Genomic DNA, 24,167 nt, shown 5'->3' on the forward strand with positions numbered 1-24,167 from the left:
AAATTAATTAATAGGATCAATTCCATTAAACGTTGGCTTCACTTCAACAATATGTCCGTCCTCATCAAACACCATTTTGTCGATACATACTTCACGATGAAAGCCTCCTTTTCCTCCCATAGCCACTCCTTTTGGGTAGGTAAAACGGTGATACACCAAGTACCATTCATCTTTTCCTGGAATTTGAATGGCCGAATTATGTCCAGTCGCAAAAATGTTGGTTTCAGCATCGCGCTGAATCACAATGTTATTTTCAGGAATTTGAAGTTCACCTAAAGGTGAGTCACTTATGCCGTAGCGAACTTTGTAATTAGGGCTACGGGTATCATCTTCAGACCACATAAAATAATAGGTGCCATTTCGATAGATGACATATGTTCCTTCTCTATAAGTATTATCGACTTTAAAGGTTTTATGCGTCTCTTTTTTAATGGACACCATATCCTCATTCAATTCCACTCCTGCCATATAGCCATTGCCCCAATACAAATAGCTCTTTCCAGTTTTTGGATCTGTAAATACATCAGGATCTATTTCCTGCCCGTGCTCCACACCCTCTGGCTTGAAATCAATCAATGGTTTTCCGCTATCTACAAAAGGACCGGTAGGATTATCTGCAACCGCCACACCTATTTTTTGTGCTGCCGTGAAGTAGTAGAAATATTTGTATTCACCATCTATTTTCTTTTCAACAATACAAGGTGCCCATGCATTACGGTCCGCCCAGCTCACATCTTCCTTTAAATCCAGAATGGTTCCCTCATCTTTCCAATCCACCAAATTATCTGAGGAAAAGGTTTTGAAATACCAACCCGACCATCCATCAAACCCATCGGTTGTTGGATAGATATAATATTTTCCAGTTTTTTCTGAATACAGCACATCTGGATCGGCATAATAGCCTTCCAACACAGGGTTATGATCTTCTGAAGCCGTCACTTTATACGTTATATCATCATGCCCCTCAATGGAAATGTTATAATCTACAGCTCCATTTGAAAAATCCTGAGGACCTTGTGGACTTACCGAAAATCCTGGCCACATTTTAAATCCTGGATCAAAAGCAGTAAGATTAACACCTCTTTTCACAGGCAAATGAATGCTCGCTTTTTTACCATTTATATCCACATTTAGAGGTTTTAAGTCAGATGAAGTCAGATCTATCAAAGGATCATCTTGTCTCCCCATTTTTTTTATCAAACTGTGATACTCATGCATAGTAATAGGCATCACGGTACCATGACGAGGATGGAAGTTCATAGTGATATCTTCATCAATCACCTCAAAATGCTCCAGGTCTTTGCTTTTGGTAAATTGATACCTTCCCGAACCATATACATCATACATCAAGATCCATTCATCGGAATCATTAAGCTTAAAAACTCCAGAACCTTCTACCCTGTCAGTCTCTTTATCTACACGATCCATGTTTGGATAGGAATACCCCTCTGTTAGCTTATCGGAAACTGCCAATTTAATACCAGGGGCACCGCTTTCCGACTTATGGAACAGATAGAATTTATTATCCTTTTTTATGATATCACCGTCGATACAAGCATTCCCATCTGGGTTAAAAAGCAATTGTTTTGGAGCCGATTCAAAACCTGAAAAATCTTGATTGGCATAGGCATAATAAATGATGTCTAGATGATTTCCTTTCTCCTTCATGGAGAAATACACCATGTATTTTCCATTGGTTTCGTCATAAATCGTTTGAGGTGCCCATACGCGATCTACATTTCCAAATTCAGTTGGATATGTCTCAGGGATGTTAATAATGGAACTTTCCCAATGAATCAAGTCTGTTGATTTCATTAAAATCAAAGCATAATTGTTCCACCCCATTTCTGGCACATACAAATCGGTTACCACCATATAAAAGGTTTTGCCATCTTCACCCCTTAAAATGTGTGGATCCCGAACACCACCTGTAGAACTGATTTTTTTGGAATCTACAATAGGTTCGTTATTGTTTAAGGCACGATAATGATATCCATCCAAGCTCACCGCATAGCGAATGGCCTCTTCTCCCGGACCATTTCCTGTGAAATAGGTGAATAGGTAAGCTTCATTTTCAGGAGCCTTCTCATTACAAGCTAAAACGCTGGCCAAGAAAATCAATGACATGAATCTCCAAAAGCTAAGTTTACTTTTCATAACATTTAAAATCATCATTAATTACTTTTAATACTGAACAACCCACAGGCATGAGCCTTTAAATTTTGACTGAATTCGCCTTTGAAACTTCCAAGATTCTCACCTGTCCACATATTTGTTACTACACATTCATCTACCAACCCCAAATCTTCCAAACCAACCTTAAGTTCCCTTGGGTTTTCGTCATCAGAGATATTAAAAAGCGCCAAATAAGCCTCTCCCGTTTTAGGGTTCTTTGAAGTAATAGCTACTGTACCATCTTGCTGAAAAACCTCTTTTACATCTACACTCTCACGATGCATTTTCAGCACCTCTTTATTGGTTAATAGTGATAAGGTGAACTCGTCATTACTTGGCAAATCACCACCAAACATTAAGGGCGATTTAAAGATAGAAAACAGGGTCATTAGAGAATATTGTTCCTCTTTGCTAAGCCGCGTCATGCGATCTTCGCCTCGTTCTCCTCTAATGGAAATCCTTCCAAGGGGTATCATATCACAATCTGGCCAAGTACCATTCCCTATATAGGGGTACCACTTTTGAGCTACCTCCATTAAATGGGTAAGATGCCCCCAAGTATCCCAAACATCATCCACCATACGCCACATGTTAGCATGGTTTTGAACATGTTGAGCAGCCTCTACAGGTGTTTCTCCCGGAGATGTGCTTAATACCATGGGGCGTCCACATTGGTCTATGGCGTTTCTTATAAGTTCTATTTCCCCATCATGATATGGACGCGATAAGTCATCTACCTTCACAAAATCAACACCCCATTCTGCATACATATCAAAAATGGAATTATAATATTCCTGCGCCCCGGGTTTATCTGCCAAAATGGTGTAATTATCCCTTAACCATTGACATTGCAATTCTGTAGAATAAATTTGATCTGCAGTAATTCCGTTTGTGCCAAGTATTGGCAACTTTTGCTCTACAGCTACTTTTGGAATCCCTCGCATAATATGGATTCCAAACTTCAAACCTTTATTATGGACATATTCTGCTAAATCCTTAAAGCCTTTTCCATCCTTTGCCGAAGGAAATCGGTTCTCGGCAGGTTGATATCTTCCATACTCATCAATTACATATCTTGGATCTGTTTGATTGTAACCGCCTGCTTTATCATTTTCCACAAACCAACGGATATCAACCACGATATATTCCCAACCATAATCTTTAAGGTTTTCTGCCATATAATCGGCATTGGCTATCACTTCATGCTCTTCCACAGTTGGCCCATAACAGTCCCAGCTATTCCATCCCATAGGAGGGGTTTGTGACCACATCTTGAATTCCCCCTTGGTAAATTCTGTTTTCTTGTTTTCTTTTGAACAGGACAACATCATCCCCAAAAACAATAATGATATGATGATATAATTCTTTTTCACTACTTTTTAGTTTTTATATTTTTATCTTATTTCGTTACCTGAAAAGTATTTAAGGAATGTGGTGCTAATACCGTGTTCAAAAAACGCTTTCCTATTTTTACAGTAACTTCCTTGCTTTCATCATTAAAGTTCCCTGCAAAAACAACTTTATCTTGCTCTGGAGTTTCAATAATCATTATTGGTAACTTATCCTCCTTACCTTCTTTAGCCGAAATGATTTTACTTCCCGGAGTTACATAATGGGAATAATGTTTTACGGCATAATATTCTGGTGTGTAGGTAGCCGTTCTGGTGTTTGAATCTACACGAATCAAGGCATTTTGCTTCCATCCCCAACCACTAACCCCATCATCGGCTAAAATGGCATTCCAAAAGGTGTATTCTTCACATCCATTTCCCAAATAATGATTGATTAAATTAAAGGTGTGTTCAGCAGCCCCCCAATCGAAAGATCCCCAACCACATTCACTTTCTGTCTGTACATATTTATAATTTGGGTATTTCTCTCTAAGCTTCGGCATTATTTGCCCACCTTCCCATTGAAAGCCCAAACCTTTAATAGTTTCTGGCATACGAGGGTCTGAAAGCACCTCATCAATTACCTCAAAATGGTTTGTATTAATAGTTCCCAAATAAATCTCAATCTCTGGATGTTGCTCTTTAAGTGCAGGAGCCAAGTATTCTGTATTAAAGCGAATGATTCCCTCGGGGGTCCAAGCACATCCGGGATAAGGCGTGTAACTCCAAGCCTCATTTTGAAACATGACCATATTAATTGGAATACCTTCTCCCTGATAAGCCGAAATAAATTTGCAGAAGTAATTGGCGTAGGTGCTTAGGTACCTTGGATCCTGAATGAAATAATCGTTGACGGCCAATTTCTTTGGAAACAGGTTATCATAGGTAGTTTCCTGACCTTCAAAAAGCAATGCGTCCAATTTGGGATCCAATTCATTAAATTCTGAATTGCTCACCACCGAATAGTAATGGTTAATTTTCATCCATGAAGGCGGTGACCAAGGAGATATCCAAAATGTAAGGTCTGGATTGAATTCTTGAGCAGCCTTGATAAACGGAATCAAAGTTGTTTTATCCCTATCTATATTGAAATACTGCAGTTGAAAATCTCCACTCACCTCATCACAGCTATACCAATCCCTGGCATAGTCATTGGCATTCATGGAAAAGCGCCCCATGGTAAATTGCAAATCATCATTTGGACCAAACAATTGGCTCAAAATGGTTTTCTGTTTTTGTTCTGTCAACAAATTCAATGCATCCCACCCTCGTTCGTTAAAACAAGTTCCCCATGCTTTAAAAGTTGTGATACTATCTGTTTTATCCACCGAGAGCAAAGGCTCCACCAAGGGGTTTCGTTCCAATTTCAACTTGGATTGGTTCCAAGTTTGATTTTCGGTACTGGTTGTCATAATAACTGACTGCCCATTGACCTTCGGATTCAAAGACCCCAAAACAAGGATTGCCAAATAAACCCTCTTATAACTATTTAAACGGGATGAAAATAGCTTCCCAACAATAGCCTTGTAATTCATTTTCATTTTGAAAACGGTTCTAAAATTTGAAAAAAATGCGCAAACCAGATATTATTCAGTAAGCGCATTTTTTTTGTTATTCAAAAATTTCTATTTCTAACAATTATACATCTCCTGTTCAACAACAACTTATTATAGTTGTACAAAAGCCAAATTATTATATGTTAAATCATAAGGTTGGTTGGAACCACTCTTAATGACGATATAAAAGGTCTCAGGAGCATCGAAGGTATAGATTCCATCTACAGGATATTCTCCACCTGCATTGGCATCCCCTAAACTATAAGTTCCAGCATCTGTAGGACTTCCATTCCAAGTACTATAAATTACCTGATATGGAACCCCAGGTGTATAATCTTGACCATTTTGAGGTTCAATGTCACTAAATATTAGCTCCGCCCAAGTTTCATCAATTACAGAATTCACCGTAATTGTACCGCTCAATTGGTAAGTACCAGCCTCAACCGATACTTCTTGATAAATATGGGATCCTGACCAACCACCAATACCTGAAAAATTAATGGTATTAGATGAAATATCTACGGTTACGCCAGGGCTAGCCACGTGTTCAATCCAAGCGGACATATCTATCAATCCAGAATCAAAAGGATTCAATTCCCCGTAAAATTCCAATTCCGCCACATTGCAATAACCGTCTGGAGGTGTTACGTAATATACATATCTGTAAGTTCCAGTTTCTGTAATTCCAGCTTCAGTCAAGCTTCCTGATGTAGGTTCTTCCGTAATGGTATACAGTACATCATAATCTGTTAAAGTAGGATCATTGGAACCTCTTATTTCCGCGTTTACCATTCTACTTCCAAAACCATCTCTTGGCGCATATTTAATCAAGGACAATCTAACCTTATTGCCCTCTCCATAATCATAGCCCACATATCCTGAAGAAGCATATTCACTTGGAGCATCCACAAAAGTTGACAAGTCCCCATCAAAAGCATCTCCAATCAATCCATTAACACCATCCCATGAACCTGGATGCCCAATGATTGTCCCTTGCAGCAAATTCTGAACTTCACCGGCATTTACTGTTTGGGTAACCACGGCTGATGTAGTATCTGGGAATCCGTTCACAGTTAAGGTTACTTCATATTGCCCTGAAGCTTCATAAACGTGTGTTGGATTTTCTTCGGTAGAGATAGTACCATCACCAAAATCCCAAGCAAAAGAAGTTGCATAAGTAGTATTGCTAGTGAAATTCAGCTGCAAAGGATTACTTGTACTTGTACTATAGGTAAAAGTGGCCGTTGGGTCAAATAATTCAATAGTAATAATTTGTTCCACCACGGCAGGCGTAGAACCTTCCTCTCCGTAGGCAGTTAAAGTAACCGTGTAAACGCCTTCCTCTGCATACACATGGTTTGGATGATACACCGTTTCTGTAGTACCATCTCCAAAATCCCATATGATAGATTTTCGATCCCTTACATTACTGGTAAATTGCACTTCAAAAGGATTCAATTCACTTATTGCATAAGTAAATTCGGCTTTTGGATCCACCACGTGTTCCATGGTATCATCTTCATCGCATGAAGAAAAAAGCATGAAAGCCAAACTTGCCAAGAAGAATCCATATTTTATATAATTTTTCATCATTTGTATTTTAATTATTAATGACCTAATCTTAAATATCGCTTGGAGCAGTATTGGCTGAGGTAGACCATCCCGGATTTTGATAAATCGGAGAGCTAGAACCTCCTGTTATTAGAAAGTGTGATGCCGCAATAGGGTTTAAATAATGCGCCATGGTCCATCTATACCCATCAAACACCAATTCATTTCCTGTTTTTTCATAAGGTCTCAAGTAGTCACTCAAGGATGGAGAAGACACACTTGCTGAAGGTGTTCCATAAGTTAAGTTAGAAGCATTGTACCAATCCTGCATTGGACCCCAAAGCTTAAATCCTTCAATATGATAAGGCTCATCAATCAATTGATCCATGGCTCTCCAACGTTTCAAGTCCATCCAACGAAGTCCTTCCGCCATCAACTCACAACGTCTTTCACGTCTGATATTATAAAGAGTTGGATCCACAAATTGTCCAGCAGAATAGGCTCCCCAATCGTTTTGGGCCTCCAAGCTCATCTGTGTATTTGAAATAGTTACTTGGTAATCGGTATTAACACCTGCTCGATTTCTTATCGCCATCCAATAAGAACTAGCCGTACCATCTAAGCTACCGTTCTTTTCGTAACACGCTTCAATGTAATTTAGGTAAGCCTCTGTCGCTCTAAATACAATAGCTCCAGTATATCCACCACCATTAGCACATTGTGCCGCATCGTAATTCAGACCTTTTCGGATAGCATAACCAGTACTATATCCCTGTTCTGGATTGGAATTGGTAATGTTAGGAATTGGCTCTATTGGTGTGGCATGGGTGCCAATTGTAGATTCATACAAAACATTTACTTGATCTGGCTCCTTTAAAAACAACCAAAGTCTACCATCTCTATTTTGTCTTACATCAGAAATTAAATCATCGCCTTGATAATTGGATGCCGCATAAATAGGCAGCCCATCTTCCATTACGAAACTTTCTACCATTCCTCTGGTTAACCCAACACCATGGTTCCCTAATTGCGCATATACAGGCACATTATGGGTTATTCCCAGTCCTCCATCGTAACGTCTCCATAACAACACCTCATTATATCCAGACATGTCTACAGAACTAAACATGTCGAAATATGGATTATTGGCATCGCTAAGCGATTGTTGAAGCACCCCATTATTTGGTGTCAAACCATACGTATTTGCCACGGCTGCCGCGGCTTCCATAGATTGGTCAAACAACCAGTCGATTTCTCCTTCAAGACTTCCTGCCTGGAATTGGTACCCTGGATTGTAATCAGCACCAGGCCATCCAGGTCCGTTTGGTACAAAGGCCGTATTGTTAAAATATTTCAACCATGTTGCCTCATACAATGCTACTCTTGATTTCAGCAATTGAGCACAGGCTTTGTTGATTCTGTTTTTGGCCCCATCCGGTGAGCCGGCAGCCAACAAATTGATGGCCTCATCAAGATCTGAAAGAATAAATCTTACCACTTCTGTTCTTGGTGCTCTTTTACTAGCCTCGGTCAAGGTTTCCCATTCATCCGGAAGGGTTGTTTCTACAATAGGAAAATCACCCAGTGTCTGTACTCTTTTAAAGTATTCATAAGCTCTAAAAAAATAAATCTCTCCTATGTAATGGTCAACATTTTGAGGGCTTCCAGTAATTTCACCAGCTTCCCAACGAGGGATTACCGTCTCTAGGAAATAGTTACATTGACGTATATTCCAAAAATCCCAATCCCCACCAGATTGTCCCACACGCCATTGTCCTGGTGCGTATTTATTATCATATCCAATGGAAGCCATATTATCGGTATTCGCATCTATACCGAAGGTTCCAAAAGACCATTGTCCATGTGTAGGCAATGTTCCATATCGTTCAATTGCATAGGCTGCAAGCTCTGCCTCATCCCACAAATATTGATCTGGCGTAATACTTGAAAGAGGCTCTCTATCCAAGAAATCGTCTTCACAGGAAGTGAAGAAAATCATACCAACCAACGCAAATACTACTGTTAATTTATAGTGTGTTTTCATTCCTTTTCAATTTTAAAAATTAATGCTTAAACCATAAGAAATGGTTCTATACAGCGGGTAATTGTTCCCTGTCCATTTCGAGCCAATAGTTTCTGGATCGAATATATCGGTCATTTTGGTCCAAGTCAAAAGGTTTTCTCCTGAAATGTAAAAACGCATTTTTTGCAATCCAAGCTTGTCAATTACCTCATCTGGCAAACTATATCCAAACTGAAGGTTTTTTAGGCGCACATAAGAAGCATCTTGTAAATAGCCTGTTTGGGCATGATGGTTTTTGTTATTTCCAAATAGAGGACGCGGATAATAGGAATCCAAATTTTGACCTAATGGATGGTCTGGATCTGCACGATAGTAATCTTTATGCTGCTCCAACCCGGTAGACCACCAAACACCCCAGTCCCAGGCACCCCAAAAGTAGTAGCTGTTTACGTAATAGTCACGTTTTAGTACTCCTTGGAAAAAGGCTCTAAAATCAAACCCTTTATAGTCCAAATTGATATCTACAGACATAGGGAAGCGTGCTGTATTATTACCAATAACCTTAAGATCTCCATGATCTCCTTCTGTATAAGCTCCAGAATCAATTCTTCCATCACCATTTAAGTCACGGTACATGATGTCTCCTGCGGCCCATTGGTTCCCCAAGGCATCTTGGCCTCCATTTGGCAAAGAAGCTAAGTGCGATTCCATTGCTTCCTCATCTCTAGCAATCCCAACGGTTTCATAACCCCAAATTTCACCCAACATACGACCTTCTACATAGGTATCTAAATTTCCTGAAGGGTTTGGATAGCGAGTAATTTTTGTTTGAGAATCAGACAGCAAGAAATTAACACTATAACCTAAGCCATTATCTAGGCGATCTCTCCAACTTAAGGCTAATTCAAAACCATAGGTCTTTAAATCGGTATTATTAACACTTGGCACATAAGCTCCTAAAATAACTGGTAACTCTGGCGCTGGCCCCACCATATCCAAAGTATAACGGTTATAGTAATCGAAATTTGCAGAAAGCCTATTGTTAAACAAGGCCAAATCCAAACCTACGTTCCAGCTTTTGATACGCTCCCAAGTCAAGCTTTGACTCACCAATCCAGGCGCTGAACTTGTATTTGGTTGCGCGCCATTTATCAACCACCCTCCATTGGATGTCCCCACTGGCATTGTTTGGTAGGTAGGATACAAATTACTAGTGTTTTGATTTCCTAATTCACCATAGGACCCTCTAAATTTGAAGGTTCCCACTACATCTGTTAAGGGCTCCCAAAATGGTTCTTTTGCCACATTCCATCCTGCGGAAACTGAAGGGAACCAGTTCCAACGTTTGTCTGATCTAAATCTAGAGGTTCCATCATAACGTAGATTCCCCTCTATTAAATACCGCTCCTTATAGTTATAATTTAAACGACCAAAGACACCTTCGGTTGCCCAGTGGTTATAGTCGCCTGCAACCCCTGGAGGAACAATTTCCCCATTAAAATCGGTTCCTGAAGTTGTATTGATGGTTGGTAGAGAAGCAACTATTATCCCATCTCTTTCAGCTGATAAAAAGCGTGTTTTGTTCAACTCTGACTGATACCCAAACAACACCTTAAAATTATGCCCCTCACCTACTTCTCTTTGATACTCAGTAATAAGACTGGTATTTAAGTAGTTTTCCTTAAAGCCCTGTTCGTGCACTTGGCTAAAGTTGCCATAAGGGACAGGATTACCATCTACATCATAATTATACGTTTTTTGAGTATCCCAATGACGAAACTCATTTCTGGTACGGTAATTTAAGGTTCCTGTAATGGTCCAATCCTTAACAGGCTCCAAAATCAATTGTCCTTGTTGATACAACCAATCATTCTGGGTTTTATCCTGTCCACCATCTCTTAAACCTAATGCTGGCGATGGCGAAGAAAATAAATTTCCATTTGGATCATAAACCGGAAGCATTGGCCACCCCTGTCTTGCAAGTGTTTCAAACAAGCCATCAGTCAAAGCCGCTGGTCTTTTAAAATCTTCACGAATAAAACGATTGCTCACACTTACTTCTGCCCATTCTGATAGCTTTGCTTTAATATTGGCCGTTGTAGTATACCTTTTAAAGGTATCTGTATTAAACTCCATAAGACCATCTTGCCCCAAATAGTTTCCAGAACCGTAATATTGAAGAGCATCCGTTCCTCCACTCACACTAAAATTGTGTTCTTCCGAAAAAGAATGATCTTTATAAATCACATCATACCAGTCATTATTGGCTTGACCATAACCATAACCATCTGCCCAATATTGAGGGTTGCTAGGGTTTTGAACAATTTCGTCATTGGTCAACCCATTTTGATAATCAAGAATTGCCTGTAATCTCTCATCAGAAAAAAATGGGGACTGTCCTCCATTAATATTGGCATCGTTAAAATAGAGTGCAAATGTGTAGGAATCCATCATTTCTGGAACATTGATAGGCGTATTCCATCGGAAATTATTATTGTAAGTCACTCTTATTTTGCCTTCTTTACCTTTTTTGGTAGTTACCAAAATTACACCAAAAGGTGCTCTAGACCCGTAAATGGATGAGGCAGCAGCATCCTTCAACACTGAAATATTTTCAATATCCTGAGGGTTTAAAGCGTTAAGATCTCCCTCCATACCGTCTATTAAAACCAACGGTGCTCCTGTAGAACCTTGCCCAATGGTAGCCGTACCACGAATATTTATAGTTGGACTTTCATTCAAGGCCCCTCCTGTTTGGGCAATATTTAACCCAGCTGCTGTTCCTTGAAGCATTTGCGTAGCATTTTGAACTGGTCTAGATTCCAATTTTTCCGAATCAACCACCCCAACAGCTCCAGTTAAATTTTCCTTTTTCTGAGTACCATAACCAACTACAACGATTTCGCTAAGAGACGCGACATCAGTTAGCATGACCACGTCAATTTTTGTTTTGGAACCTACCAAAACCTCCTGAGTTTTCATACCAATATAGGAAAACTGAAGAATATCTCCATCAGAAATATCGGAAATGGTATAATCTCCATTAAAATCAGTAGTTACTCCATTGGTAGTACCTTTCACAATAATATTTACCCCTGGCAAAGGCATACTTTGTTCATCTACCACATTACCCGTGATAGTTTTTTGTTGAGCCGATGCCAATAGTCCACAAAAGAGCATCAACACCAAAATCATTTTTGTTTTGCTTGTTTTTAATTTCGTTTCAAAACAAGGGCTCAAACCATTAAAACAACGTTTTTCATTCATAATGTTAGTAAGTCTTAGAATTAGTAAATTGTTATTTATTTAAATATGAACACATTTACAACTTAAAAAATGTGTATTTATCATTTTGCTAATGTATTTTTTATGAATCAATCAAAGAATCTATAATTCATCAAAATGCATCTCATTCTCACCACCTCCCCTTCAAGCCACTCTATTACAGCTACTTTACTATAAGCCATACATGGTTAAAAATTCCATTTTTAATATCCCTTGACTCAAATTCTTCTTTGGATTGTGACACCTTAATAGCAATCACATTTTCCTCCTCATAGTTCAGATATGATTTTAAATTCAATTGAAATGAATTGGATTTTCCGATGGATTCAGTTATCTGGAGCCCATTAATAAAAATCTCGGCACCTTTACCGATACCTTCAAATTCAATAATCACATCCTTTTCAATCCAATTTTCAGGTATATTAAAATGTTTTCTATACCATCCTACAATCTCACCAGAAGCACTAGGTTTTTGAATTGAGAAATCAGCTTCGGTGGACCAATCATGAGGCAAGTCTATATTTTGCCACCCATGATCACTAAAATCAATCTCAGAAGCAAACTTGCTCTCGCCGTAACTAAACTTCCAATTGAGATCAAAAAGTTGCTTTTTCCCAACTGTTTCATGACTGTTATTACAGTTAACACAGACCACAAAAAATAGCATAATTGATATTTTAAAAACTACTTTACGTAACATGTTGAGAAGAAAAATCAATGAATAAAACCAATAGTAAATGTTATCATAGAAACTCAATAATAATTGGAAAAAATTCCTTGGATAAAGCTAGACAGATAGTCCTGATGACATGCTATAGAGACTCGTCATTCTAGTGTCAGAAATCGGTCAACCCGAGAATCTATAAGGAATTGCGGAAGGAGCTTATGAGATTTTAATTATTTTTACAGGGGAGCAAACAACATAAAATTTTATGACACTATTCAAAAGGCAACTACTCTTAATCATACTTTCTTTATCAGGATTTATTGCAATTGCCCAAGTCAACGAAATTAAAAAAATTGGAATTGAAGATGGCCTATCAAACAGTAATGTCGTTGGCATTACTCAGGACAAGGAAGGCTTTATATGGATATGTACCAAGGATGGCCTAAACCGATTTGATGCCAACTCTTTTAAGGTCTTTAAATCGAGTGAAACGGATCCAAATACCATTTGCAGTAATGTTCTAAACTATGTCTATGCCGATAAATTTGATGATGTACTTTGGATTGCTTCCGAAAAAAACGGCGTAGATGCCTACAATTACAAAACGCATGTTTTCACTCATTATGAACATGATTATTTAAACCCAAATATCAACGATTTAAGCTCTAATGGAATTACAGATATTGATGGTGATGAAAATGGCAACTTATGGTTTGCAAATTATGACGCAGGGATTGATCTTTTTGATAGAGCATCCGATAAGTTTATAAATTTCAACACTTCAAATACTCCGGGCTTAGGCTCCAATTATAATTGGAGTGTTTTATATGATACTGACGAAAAAATTTATGCAGGACATGTACGAGAAGGCTTTAGTATTATTAATTCAAAAACCAATACTGCCGTCAATTACAGGCATAAAATGGGAGATCCTTCTTCCTTAGCGGATAATACGGTAACCAGTATTTTAAAAGATTCCAAAGGAAGAATATGGCTGGGCACACATAATGGTTTAACGCTTTTCAACCCGATTAGTGAACGTATGGTGACCTATAGGAATGATCCAAAAGATCCCAATTCCCTATCAAACAACTTTATTCAAAAAATGTTTGAATCCACAGACCATAAGCTCTATATAGGTACTGAAGAAGGTGGATTGAACATTTTGGACTTAACTGATTTTAACACCAACAAAGATTTAACCTCTGTCAATTTTCAACATATTTCCTCAAATGAAACACCTAGTGGACTTTCTAGCCCTTCTGTGCATGCCGTATTCCAAGACTCCTTTGGAAATATTTGGGCAGCTGGACTTGGTGGCGGTGTGAACTTTATTCCAAACACTCCAAGCAATTTTAATAAAATTAAGTACCTGCCCTATATAAATAACACCAATAGCCTTAACGACAAACCTGCACATAGTATATGTGTGGACAAAAATAACCTAGTATGGGTGGCCAACGGTGTTGGAGGCATTGCCGTTTATGAAAACGGCACAAAAATCAAACAAATTGACAACATTCCAAATATCCCATACCAACAAAGTTTCCGAAGTCTCTCCACCTCAAAACAAAATGGTATTTGGATAGGAACCTCCAAAGGCGATATTTTTTATTTTGATACAGGAAAAGAAACCTTTTCCGTTTTGGATGCTTTTCCGGATCTCAAAAACAATGCGATCTACAATCTATTTGAAGATTCCAAAGGGAATTTATGGATTGCTACGGATGTTGGGCTACGAATGTACAATCCTGTTACAAAAGAATGTCTAGCTTATACAATTCACAACTCAAACCTACCCGATGACATTATTAGAGCTATTACGGAAGATGAAGAAGGGAACTTATGGGTGGGAACCTATATAGGCGGACTTTCGGTTTTTGATCCAGATTTCAATCTTATAAAAAACTATGGCCAAACCTATAATTTTGACCGGATCAACCACATATATAGAGATCCTAAAAATAGAATATGGATAGGAAGTGAAAATGATCTTTTCCTGATTAAAGACAAGGCTAGGGATTCTGTACTAAGAGTTGGAGAAATGTCTGGTCTGCAAGAATCCAACATTCGCGCAATTTCAAAAGGGGCTACTGATCAGGATATTTGGCTGAGCACCATTAATGGCATTAGCAAGATTGACCTCAACACAATGCATATAAGTAACTTTGATATTAGTGATGGAATTGTCCCTGGCGACTATCTAAATGCATCCGTAGCTAAGACCTCTGACGGGAAAATATATTTTGGATCTCAGGACGGGATTACCTGGTTTGACCAGAATATGCAACAATTAACCACGCCATCTGCCAATGCTTCCATTACCAAATTTTCGGTCTCTAGCAACAAAAACTATTTGAATGAGTTCTCCGATATTCCTTTTTACAATGGTATTGAATTAAACCACAATCAAAATTCCATTCAAATCAACTATAATGTTTTGGATTATTCACTTTCAAACAAAGTTGAATTTGCCTACCAAATGAAAGGACTCGATAACAATTGGTTTTTGGATGATGACAAAGATGTGACCTTCCGTAACCTAAAACCTGGAAATTACACCTTCAATCTAAAAGCGAGAATTCAAAACAACGCATGGTCCGAAGACATAAAACCTTTAACCATAAGGATTGCACCTCCAATTTGGCTGACTTGGTGGATGAAATTGATCTACTTCATCATAATTTTGACTATGTTCTATTTCGCTCTTAAATTTTACAAAAAGAAACTTAAGATTGAAAACGATCTTCTTTTAGAAAAAAAGAGTCGTCAGCAGGAACAGGACTTAAATGAAGAAAAATTGAGGTTTTTCACCAACATTACTCACGAACTTCGTAGCCCTATGACCTTAATTTTGGGGCCTTTGGAAGACCTCATTTCCGAAGGATCGTTTACACCAGAACAATCCAAGAAACTACACATGATCCAACGCATTTCGAGTAGGTTGTTACGCATTGTAAATCAAATATTGGAGTTTAGAAAATCTGAAAACAAAAGCCGTAAACTGAGTGTTATAAAAGACGACCTTGCCAAATATGTTTATGAAATAGGTGATAAATATAAAGAACGCGCTAAAAGCAACGGCATTGATTACAAAATCATAATTCCGGATGCCAAGGCAGAAATCTTTTTCGATCCTGATGTTGTCACGATTATCACCGATAACCTATTGTCTAATGCTTTCAAATATACACGTGAGGGCTCTATCACCCTGGAATTGAAACAATGTCTTGAAGACAATATTGAGTATACCAAAATTGTAGTTTCCGATACAGGATATGGTATTTCAGACGAGAATTTACCTTATATATTCGATCGTTATTTCCAAGCAAAAAACACCTCCCACCCTGTAAAAGGAACAGGAATTGGTCTGGCTCTTGCTAAAAATATGGTGGAGTTACATGAAGCCGAAATTACGGTGGACAGTGAGCTGAACAAAGGCACAGAATTTAAAGTCAAATTTCTTACCAACAATAGCTACCCTGAAGCTGTTCATTACTACCCTGAAGAGAACCAAATCGAAGAAATGGAAGAAAATTCTAAAAATGTCATTTTGGTAGTAGATGACGACCCTGAAATTGTTGAGTATATTTCAGATTCCTTGAGCGACATTTACAATATCATCTCTGCCGAAAATGGAAAAGTTGGGTTTGATATAGCTTCTGAGGAAATTCCAGACATTATTATCAGTGATATCATGATGCCAATTATGAATGGCTTGGAAATGTGCAAGCAACTTAAACAGGATGTAAGGACCAGCCATATTCCAATTGTCCTTTTAACGGCAAAAGGCTCCCTCCATGACCAAAAGGTAGGGTATGATATGGGAATTGATTCCTATTTAACAAAACCTTTTAGCAGCAATCTTTTAAAAAGTCGACTTAAAAACATCCTTGATATACGACAAAAACATTCTCTGTCCAATTCATCGGAATTCAAACAAAAACAGGAGCTTTTAAATGAATCAATAGGGGAACTTGATAAAGAATTTTTAAAAAAACTAACGGATGTCATTGAGGAGAATTTGGAAGATGAGAAAATGAACATCTCCTATGTGGCTGCCCAATTGAACATGAGCCACTCTACCCTTTACAGAAAAATTAAAGCTTTGACTAATCTAACTGCTAATGAATTCATTAGGAAAGTCCGTATCAATTATGCAGAACAGCTTTTGATTACAGGTCAATACAATATTTCTGAAATCATGTACCAAGTAGGCATTAACAGCAGCAGTTATTTCAGGCAATGTTTCAAAGAAGAATTTGGCGTAAACCCAAGTGATTACCTTCAAAAACTAAAAGAAAACTAAGACACATAAACACCTGATATACAACAACATAAAACCAAACCATTACAATCATTAGGCTATCCTAAAGACGAATTAGTGACTTTTTTCGCCTAAAATGAGGCCGTGTTTTTATTTAATTTAAAGGAAATTGCCATCATAAAATTTGATTTCAAAATCCATTAATTAAATAATGAAATTATTCTCATTCCTATTTATTTTAATTGTTGTTACTACTAATGCCTTCGCACAGAGTATCGATTCCTTACGCAAACAGAATTTTAATTTTGATTGGAAATTCAATTTAGGAGACACACCAGAGGCATCCAAAATCAATTTTGATGATGCCAATTGGCGAACCTTAAATGTACCTCACGATTGGAGTATAGAAGGCACTGTCGATTCTTCCAACCCCGCCGGCAACGATGGCGGATACTACCCTAACGGAACAGGATGGTACCGCAAAAGTTTTAAAGTTCCAGAGAATTGGAACGGAAAAAAAATAGGAATTTACTTTGAAGGCGTCTATATGAATTCCGAGGTGTTTATTAATGGTAAATCCATTGGTATTCAACCGTACGGCTATACACCTTTTCACTACAATTTAACTCCTTATATTAAAGCTGGACAAGAAAACACCATTGCCGTTAAAGTAGACAACTCCCAACAAAAAAATAGTCGTTGGTATACAGGATCTGGTATTTATCGCAATGTATGGCTAACTGTAACTGAGCCAATCCACATTGACCTTTGGGGAGTTCATATCACAACACCAGAAATCACTTCAAAAAAGGCAAAGGCACAAATACAAACTGCTATCAACAATACTTCCAAATCAAAAAGAAAGATTCTAGTACAAACTTCAATTTTTGATGACAATTCAAAAAAAGTAGGCACCAATGAATCTTGGGTAGAAGTTGAGGCAGAAAGCAAAAGTGAAATCTCACAACTGATTTCCATAAAAAGACCAGAGCTTTGGAGTCCACAATCTCCAAAACTTTATACTGCTGAACTTACCCTTTTGGAACGAGGAAAACCTATCGACAGATTTACTCTTGATTTCGGAATCAGACACATTGAATTTAGTAGTGAAAAAGGCTTTTTGCTAAACGGAACAGAAGTTTTGATAAATGGCGGTTGTGTTCACCATGACAACGGCTGTCTTGGAGCCGCAGCCTATGACCGCGCAGAAGAGAAAAAGGTAGAACTATTGAAAGAAAGTGGTTTTAATGCTGTACGAGCAGCACATAACATTCCTTCGGAAGCCTTTTTAAATGCCTGTGATAGATTGGGGCTCTTGGTTATAGACGAAGCCTTTGATGGTTGGAGAGAGAGTAAAACGCCACATGACTATGCAACCTTATTTGATGATTGGTGGCAAAAAGATCTTGAAGCCATGGTTCTTAGAGACCGTAATCATCCGTCTATTATTATGTGGAGCATTGGTAACGAAATTATTGAACGAACCAAACCAGAAGCTGTTGAAACAGCTAGAATGCTAGTCAATGCCATAAAAGACATAGACCAGACAAGACCAGTAACCTCAGCAATGACCACATGGGGACAAGGATGGGATGTCTTTGATCCATTAATGGCAGAACATGATGTATGCGGATACAACTATCAATTACATGAAGCCACATCCGATCATGAAAGAGTACCGTCCCGCATAATTCTTCAAACAGAATCTTATCCAAAAGATGCCTTTTTCTGTTGGAATTTGGTTGAAGACAATCCTTACATTATTGGGGATTTTGTATGGACCGCCATGGACTATTTAGGAGAATCTGGCATTGGAAGATGGTATTATTCAGGAGATGTTCCGGGAGAGCACTATGACCGTGACCTCTTTCCTTGGCATGGCGCCTACTGTGGAGATATTGATCTTACCGGATGGAGAAAGCCTATTTCCCATTACAGAAGCATGCTGTACAACGAAACTGAAAAACTATACATGGCTGTTAAGGAACCTGAACAATTACCTATAAAAACCCATGTTACCCTTTGGAGCGTTTGGCCTACTTGGGAAAGCTGGACTTGGCCAGGTCATGAAGGGAAAGACATTGAGGTTGAAGTCTATTCAAAATACCCAAAAGTACAACTTTATCTTAACGATAAGTTGATTGAAGAAAAAGCCGTTGGTAAAGAGACGGAGTTTAAGGCAACATTCAAACTTCCTTATCAAACTGGCACTTTAAAAGCTGTTGGAATTGACAATAATGTTGCTAAGGAATCTGTTTACTTAAAAACCTCTGGAAAAGCATCAAAAATTACATTATCCGCGGATAGAACTGATATCAGGGCTAACGGAGAAGATTTATCCTATGTAGTTGTTGAAATTACCGATGACGCAGGTATCAAATCTCCAAATGCCAATAACCGTCTTTACTTTGAAATTGAGGGGCCAGGTTCCATTATTGGGGTTTCCAATGGCGATTTTAAAGATACGGATCCTTACATCTCTAGTTCCAGAAAAGCGTTTCACGGAAGGGCTTTGATAGTTATAAAAAGTACTAAAACCGAGGGAAGCATAAATTTAAAAGTATCCTCAGACAGCTTGCAAGCATCCTCTATAAAACTAAAAACATCACACCGAGATTAGAATTAGTTTAGAAATGTCATTATACGTTCTCTGGTGTAGCCCCGATAAAATATCGGGGTTTAGTTTTTCAAGCCCCTGAATCAAAAAAACACAAATACGCATTACGATAATTATCATGATTTACCACATTTGTTCAACAACAAGCGATATTATTTTTAAGCCAACTCTTTATACTCCACTTTTTCAACAATACCAGGCACATCACTATCCACTTTTGGACTAACTAAACTACTCTGCACTTAAAGTCTAGAGTTTTGAACCCTAAATTGAGACCAATAAAAGTGGCTAACACCGTGCAGAATTCATTGCTTCCGATTTTCCTCGCGGAAAATCCCTCGAACATGCTAATGTTAGTTTCCTTTTCCTATCTTTAATCCATACTACGGCGCTACGGTGGAGTAACTTAAACAGTTGACAACAATTTGAAAGAAAAATGAGATATAATTTAGCAGTAATCATACTTAGTTTAATTTTTTCATCTTGTGAGAATAGTAAAGAATTCAATGGATTTACTTATCCTGAAGGCAAATATAAAGCACTTATACTCAGCTATGATGATGGAACAATTGAGGACCTTGAATTAGTCGAGTTATTAAACAAAAATAATCTGAAAGGAACATTTAATCTAAATTCTGCTTATTTAGGAGCAATTCGTGGTTGGCCACAACAAAATGGCGACACTATTTTTCAGAAATACGTTCCAAGAGACTCATTAAATCAAATTTACGCAAACCATGAAATTGCAGTTCATGGTGCATATCATAAAGACTTCATTAAAATATCTAAAGCCGAAATTATTGAGGAAGTCCAGACAGACCTAAAAGTACTAAAGGAATTGACCGGAAGAAATATAATAAGCATGGCATATCCTTTTGGAAATACCAATGATACAATTGCTAAGTTCATTTCAAGCACTAACATTACGAATGCGAGAACCGTAGCAGACACTTATAGTTTTGACTTACCTAATGAGTTTCTAATTTGGAACCCAACGTGTCATGACAGCAAGGTTCTTGAATATGCCGATAAATATCTGAAACTTAACGACCAAAAATTATCGCTTTTTTATGTTTGGGGACATTCTTGGGAATTTAAAGACAAAAAACGGTGGAATTCAATGACTGAGTTCTGTAACAGAATTGGAAAGAAAGAAGATATTTGGTCTGTGGGAACAGGTGAATATTGTGAATATCTGAAAGCCCTAGATAAAATTGAATTTGACAATGGAGAAATCTATAATCCAACAGAAAACCTAACCGTTTGGGTTAATTTATCTAATAAAGTGGAAAAACTTAAATCTGGACAAAGAATCAAAATAAAACCTGGCACCTACATTGGCTATAAGTAGTTGCTTGTTTTCTCCCTGTTCTAAAAATTTGCTAACGCACAGTTCGCCCTTTGTGCTCGTGTCTCACGAATTTTCAGTGCTGTGTGAACTTGCAAAGTTTAGTGCTACCCCACGCAAATAATCTTAGCCAAACGCTTGTGTGTATTTATGAGAACAAAAGAGTTTATAATCAATATTATAGCCATATGTGCTATTGTCATTTTGCCACATACTGGGCTCATTCCATTATTCGGATATAGCATCCCCATTTTACTTTTTGTTTGGATTGTTTTGAAATATTCTAATGAGACTTTTTCTGATATTGGCTTCAGCTTTAAGCGATTTAAAACAAACTCAATTTTAATCGGAAGCCTTGTTGCAGTTGTCTCATTAAGTTTTATGCAATTAGTCTTTTTTCCTATTCTAGAATATTTTGTAACCTTTGAAGAGCCAGATATTGGACTTTACGACTTTATAAGAGACAATAAATGGCAATATTTCTTCACACTAATCATGGGGTGGTTAATAGGTGGGTTTTATGAAGAAATTGTTTTTCATGGATTCATCTACACTCGTTTAGAAAAGATGATCCAAGGGAGGTATTCCACGTATATTAGTTTTGTTCTAACTGCCTGTATTTTTGGCGCATATCATTTCCAACTAGGTATTTTGGGACTTATAAATGCATTAATTATAGGGACTGTTTACCTTCTTTTATTCCTGTTTTTAAAAAGAAATTTGTGGTATTCAATTATTTGCCATGGTGTCTATAATTCAATTGTCATGACAATGATTTATCATGAATATTTATAAACAGAACAACTAAGCACAACATCAACTAAACCCCTTGCCAGTTTGATGACATTCAATTGGTTGTTTAGCTTAGGTTACTTCGTAACCATTTATTGCGTAGGCAAATTACAATGCTTAATTTTATATGCCTACTACCCTAAGCAAACCAAACCTAAGCAACATGGCATATGATGACTTTTTAGCAGAACGTATCAAAACTCTATTGATGGAAAAGCAGGTGCCCTTTGAGGAAAAGAAAATGATGGGAGGGCTTTGCTATATGGTAGACGGAAAAATGTGTCTAGGTGTTTCAAAGGACAAGCTTATGGCACGGATTGGTCCTGAAATTTATGACGAGGCCCTAAGCAAGAAGGGATGCCGGGAGATGGATTTCACAGGCCGCAGCATGAAAGGATTTGTATTTGTAGAACCTGAAGGGCTGGATATGGAAAAAGATCTCGAATATTGGGTGCAATTATGTTTGGATTATAACCCCGAAGCCACATCCAGCAAAAAGCGCAAATAACCACTCCCAAGCATCGATCACCCCCTTAAACCCATGATTGAAAGCATCATTTCAAACAACAGAAATAAGGCTACAGCACTAGCATAAAGAGGGGCAACAAAAAACCGCTAAAACCCCTTTCAATTAAATTACCAGTTCTTGGTATTCGACCTTCTCAACAATAACAGGCAAATCGCTATCCACTTTTGGACTAAATAAGTCTTTGCTCACCGAATAGGTATCGAGGCGTTCTTCAGGGAAGGTATAGTTAATGATATCCTTGATGTCGGATTGAGTAAGGTCCATGGACAGCCAGTTATGAGCATAATCGGCATCGAGTATCAGTGGCTGCCGTTTTTTCTTATTATGGATTTTGGCAAACAAGGGAGAGGCTTCCCTAGTTAGGATTGTGAAGGTAATATAGGTACCGATAAGGGTATACAGGCCTGCCAATGCCAAGGGCTTGTTTTCTTTTTCCCTAAAGTAAAAAGGGTATTTTTTGCCTTTGTGGTCGTGAGGTTCGAAAAAGCCAGATACGGGAATAATGCACCTTTTTCCCATAATGGATTCCCTGTAGAGAAAGTGTTGGAATACTTTTTCGGAACGGGCATTTAAGCCAGCCCCATAGGCTACGGATTCTTTATAATAGGGTTTAATTTCCTCTACTGTTCTATCATTTGGAACGATGCCCCAAACCCCAGGAGCCAAGACAGCCGAGTTTTCTTGGGGAATGACCAACATATTGGGATGGGAAAAGCCATTGTGATGGTAATGCGGTTGTTTAAAATAAGGCCGTAAGCTTTCATCAGCCAATTTCACCTTAAAATTTCTTTCTAAATTTTCTGGCTCTTGATATGTACTAATATGGAAACACATGACTTAAATTTACTAAAAATAACCACTTAAATTCAAGTTAAATCTGTAGCCATTAAAGAGGACAGGGCACTCTATTAATTGGAATAAAAACATGAAAGGTTTGCCTTACAATTCTGTCATTTGCAAAATTACCTTACAAAAAATGATTAACTTTAAATAAGACTTATTTCAAAAGTATAACATCATGATTTTTAGCTTCGAAATTATAGTCTAATCTAATTTATCTAAAATAAGATTGATTTAATCTATTCTATAAAGCTTATCCCGATTGTTAATGAAAAATGTAGAAAAAAAAACACATGCATTAATGCGTAATCGCGTTTTTAAGCATATGCTTCAAACAAGAGGTTGGAAATACCGTGTCTTTTTACGTTATCTACGCTTTTTTAAATACGCAGCCTTTTCCCCTACAAGAGGTGAATTTCTTGAATCCTATTATGTCCTAATGCGTTTTTTGGATGATATTGTAGATGGAGATGCGCCTCTACCTAAAGGATATCAAAATGAGACCGATTATATTTTAGAGAAAATACAATTTTCGAAAAATATGGCAAACCCTGAAGATGAAGTAGATTACCTGATGCTCTATTGCTTTGAACTTGCCGAAAAGTTTGGGGAAGATTTCCATTCTGAAACGGAGGACATTCTCAATTCATTGCTGTTTGACGCCAAGAGGCGAGATAAAATGATTATTTTTTCTAACAAGCAATTAATGCATCATTTCCACATATTAGACATAAGAGGGACTATTAGGGCTACCTTGAAAGTATTTAAGGATGACCCTGACAAGTACAGATTATTGGAACCTCTTGGTGTAGCATGTAGGTACCAATATGACATAGAAGACATTGAAGCGGATTTAGCTGCTGGATATGTGAATATCTCTCAAGAAGATTGCCTGAAATTTGATATCGAGAAGAAGGACCTTTATGATTCTTCTTCTCTAAAAATAAAAAAATGGACTCGTCAACGTGCTTTTGATGGTATGAAACTACTTGAAGAGCATCATAGCATATTGCAAGACACTGAATTTTCTTTACTGGAAAGGTGGACCTTTTTGCTCGTATATGAACTACCTGCTAAAAAGGTGTTTAAAAAAATTATCTCAGAAACGGAAACTATATAAACTTAC

General features: G+C 37.8%; 14 protein-coding genes. 6 read left to right on the forward strand and 8 right to left on the reverse strand.

Annotated elements, in window-relative coordinates:
- Window positions 1–3 precede the first annotated feature (3 nt).
- From ZA05_RS10480 to ZA05_RS10510, 7 genes are all read right to left on the reverse strand, one after another.
- The gene (locus tag ZA05_RS10480; RefSeq protein WP_053991669.1) at window positions 4–2,157 is read right to left on the reverse strand and encodes a family 43 glycosylhydrolase; all 2,154 of its coding nucleotides are present in this window, start codon (window positions 2,155–2,157) and stop codon (window positions 4–6) included.
- A 17-nt stretch (window positions 2,158–2,174) separates the two neighbouring features.
- Entirely contained in the window at window positions 2,175–3,548 is a 1,374-nt protein-coding gene (locus tag ZA05_RS10485; protein WP_231632480.1) for a glycoside hydrolase family 27 protein, read from the reverse strand.
- 26 nt (window positions 3,549–3,574) lie between these two features.
- Entirely contained in the window at window positions 3,575–5,107 is a 1,533-nt protein-coding gene (locus tag ZA05_RS10490; protein ID WP_197276081.1) for a hypothetical protein, read from the reverse strand.
- Between the two features lie 126 nt (window positions 5,108–5,233).
- Window positions 5,234–6,712 (reverse strand): PKD domain-containing protein, encoded by a 1,479-nt coding sequence (locus ZA05_RS18545; protein WP_053991637.1) that lies wholly within the window; start codon window positions 6,710–6,712, stop codon window positions 5,234–5,236.
- A 31-nt stretch (window positions 6,713–6,743) separates the two neighbouring features.
- Complete coding sequence (locus ZA05_RS10500) at window positions 6,744–8,717, reverse strand: RagB/SusD family nutrient uptake outer membrane protein (protein ID WP_053991638.1); 1,974 nt, start codon at window positions 8,715–8,717, stop codon at window positions 6,744–6,746.
- Between the two features lie 12 nt (window positions 8,718–8,729).
- Window positions 8,730–11,963, reverse strand: a complete 3,234-nt coding sequence (locus ZA05_RS10505) for a TonB-dependent receptor (RefSeq protein ID WP_082333743.1) — start codon at window positions 11,961–11,963, stop codon at window positions 8,730–8,732.
- 181 nt (window positions 11,964–12,144) lie between these two features.
- A complete protein-coding gene (locus ZA05_RS10510; protein ID WP_053991639.1) occupies window positions 12,145–12,648 on the reverse strand; it encodes a sugar-binding domain-containing protein in 504 nt (167 codons plus the stop codon).
- A gap of 265 nt (window positions 12,649–12,913) precedes the next feature.
- Here ZA05_RS10510 and ZA05_RS10515 point away from each other — a divergent pair, with 265 nt between their 5' ends.
- The 5 genes from ZA05_RS10515 to ZA05_RS10535 all read left to right on the forward strand — a co-directional run bounded on the left by ZA05_RS10515 (window position 12,914) and on the right by ZA05_RS10535 (window position 22,180).
- Window positions 12,914–16,957 carry a two-component regulator propeller domain-containing protein gene (locus tag ZA05_RS10515; RefSeq protein ID WP_053991640.1) on the forward strand — a complete coding sequence of 1,348 codons (4,044 nt, stop codon included), beginning with the start codon at window positions 12,914–12,916 and terminating at the stop codon, window positions 16,955–16,957.
- 169 nt (window positions 16,958–17,126) lie between these two features.
- Window positions 17,127–19,535 (forward strand): sugar-binding domain-containing protein, encoded by a 2,409-nt coding sequence (locus ZA05_RS10520; RefSeq protein ID WP_053991641.1) that lies wholly within the window; start codon window positions 17,127–17,129, stop codon window positions 19,533–19,535.
- Between the two features lie 433 nt (window positions 19,536–19,968).
- Window positions 19,969–20,883, forward strand: a complete 915-nt coding sequence (locus tag ZA05_RS10525; protein WP_053991642.1) for a polysaccharide deacetylase family protein — start codon at window positions 19,969–19,971, stop codon at window positions 20,881–20,883.
- Window positions 20,884–21,030: 147 nt separating this feature from the next.
- Window positions 21,031–21,675 carry a CPBP family intramembrane glutamic endopeptidase gene (locus ZA05_RS10530; RefSeq protein WP_053991643.1) on the forward strand — a complete coding sequence of 215 codons (645 nt, stop codon included), beginning with the start codon at window positions 21,031–21,033 and terminating at the stop codon, window positions 21,673–21,675.
- A gap of 160 nt (window positions 21,676–21,835) precedes the next feature.
- Window positions 21,836–22,180 carry a TfoX/Sxy family protein gene (locus tag ZA05_RS10535; RefSeq protein WP_053991673.1) on the forward strand — a complete coding sequence of 115 codons (345 nt, stop codon included), beginning with the start codon at window positions 21,836–21,838 and terminating at the stop codon, window positions 22,178–22,180.
- Window positions 22,181–22,303: 123 nt separating this feature from the next.
- Here ZA05_RS10535 and ZA05_RS10540 read toward each other — a convergent pair whose 3' ends face one another.
- Window positions 22,304–23,035 (reverse strand): SOS response-associated peptidase, encoded by a 732-nt coding sequence (locus ZA05_RS10540; protein WP_053991644.1) that lies wholly within the window; start codon window positions 23,033–23,035, stop codon window positions 22,304–22,306.
- 307 nt (window positions 23,036–23,342) lie between these two features.
- Here ZA05_RS10540 and ZA05_RS10545 point away from each other — a divergent pair, with 307 nt between their 5' ends.
- Window positions 23,343–24,161, forward strand: coding sequence for a hypothetical protein (locus ZA05_RS10545; RefSeq protein ID WP_157514668.1), 819 nt, complete (start codon window positions 23,343–23,345; stop codon window positions 24,159–24,161).
- Window positions 24,162–24,167: the final 6 nt, after the last annotated feature.

The organism is Mangrovimonas sp. TPBH4, assembly GCF_001280505.1.
GTDB lineage: Bacteria > Bacteroidota > Bacteroidia > Flavobacteriales > Flavobacteriaceae > Mangrovimonas_A.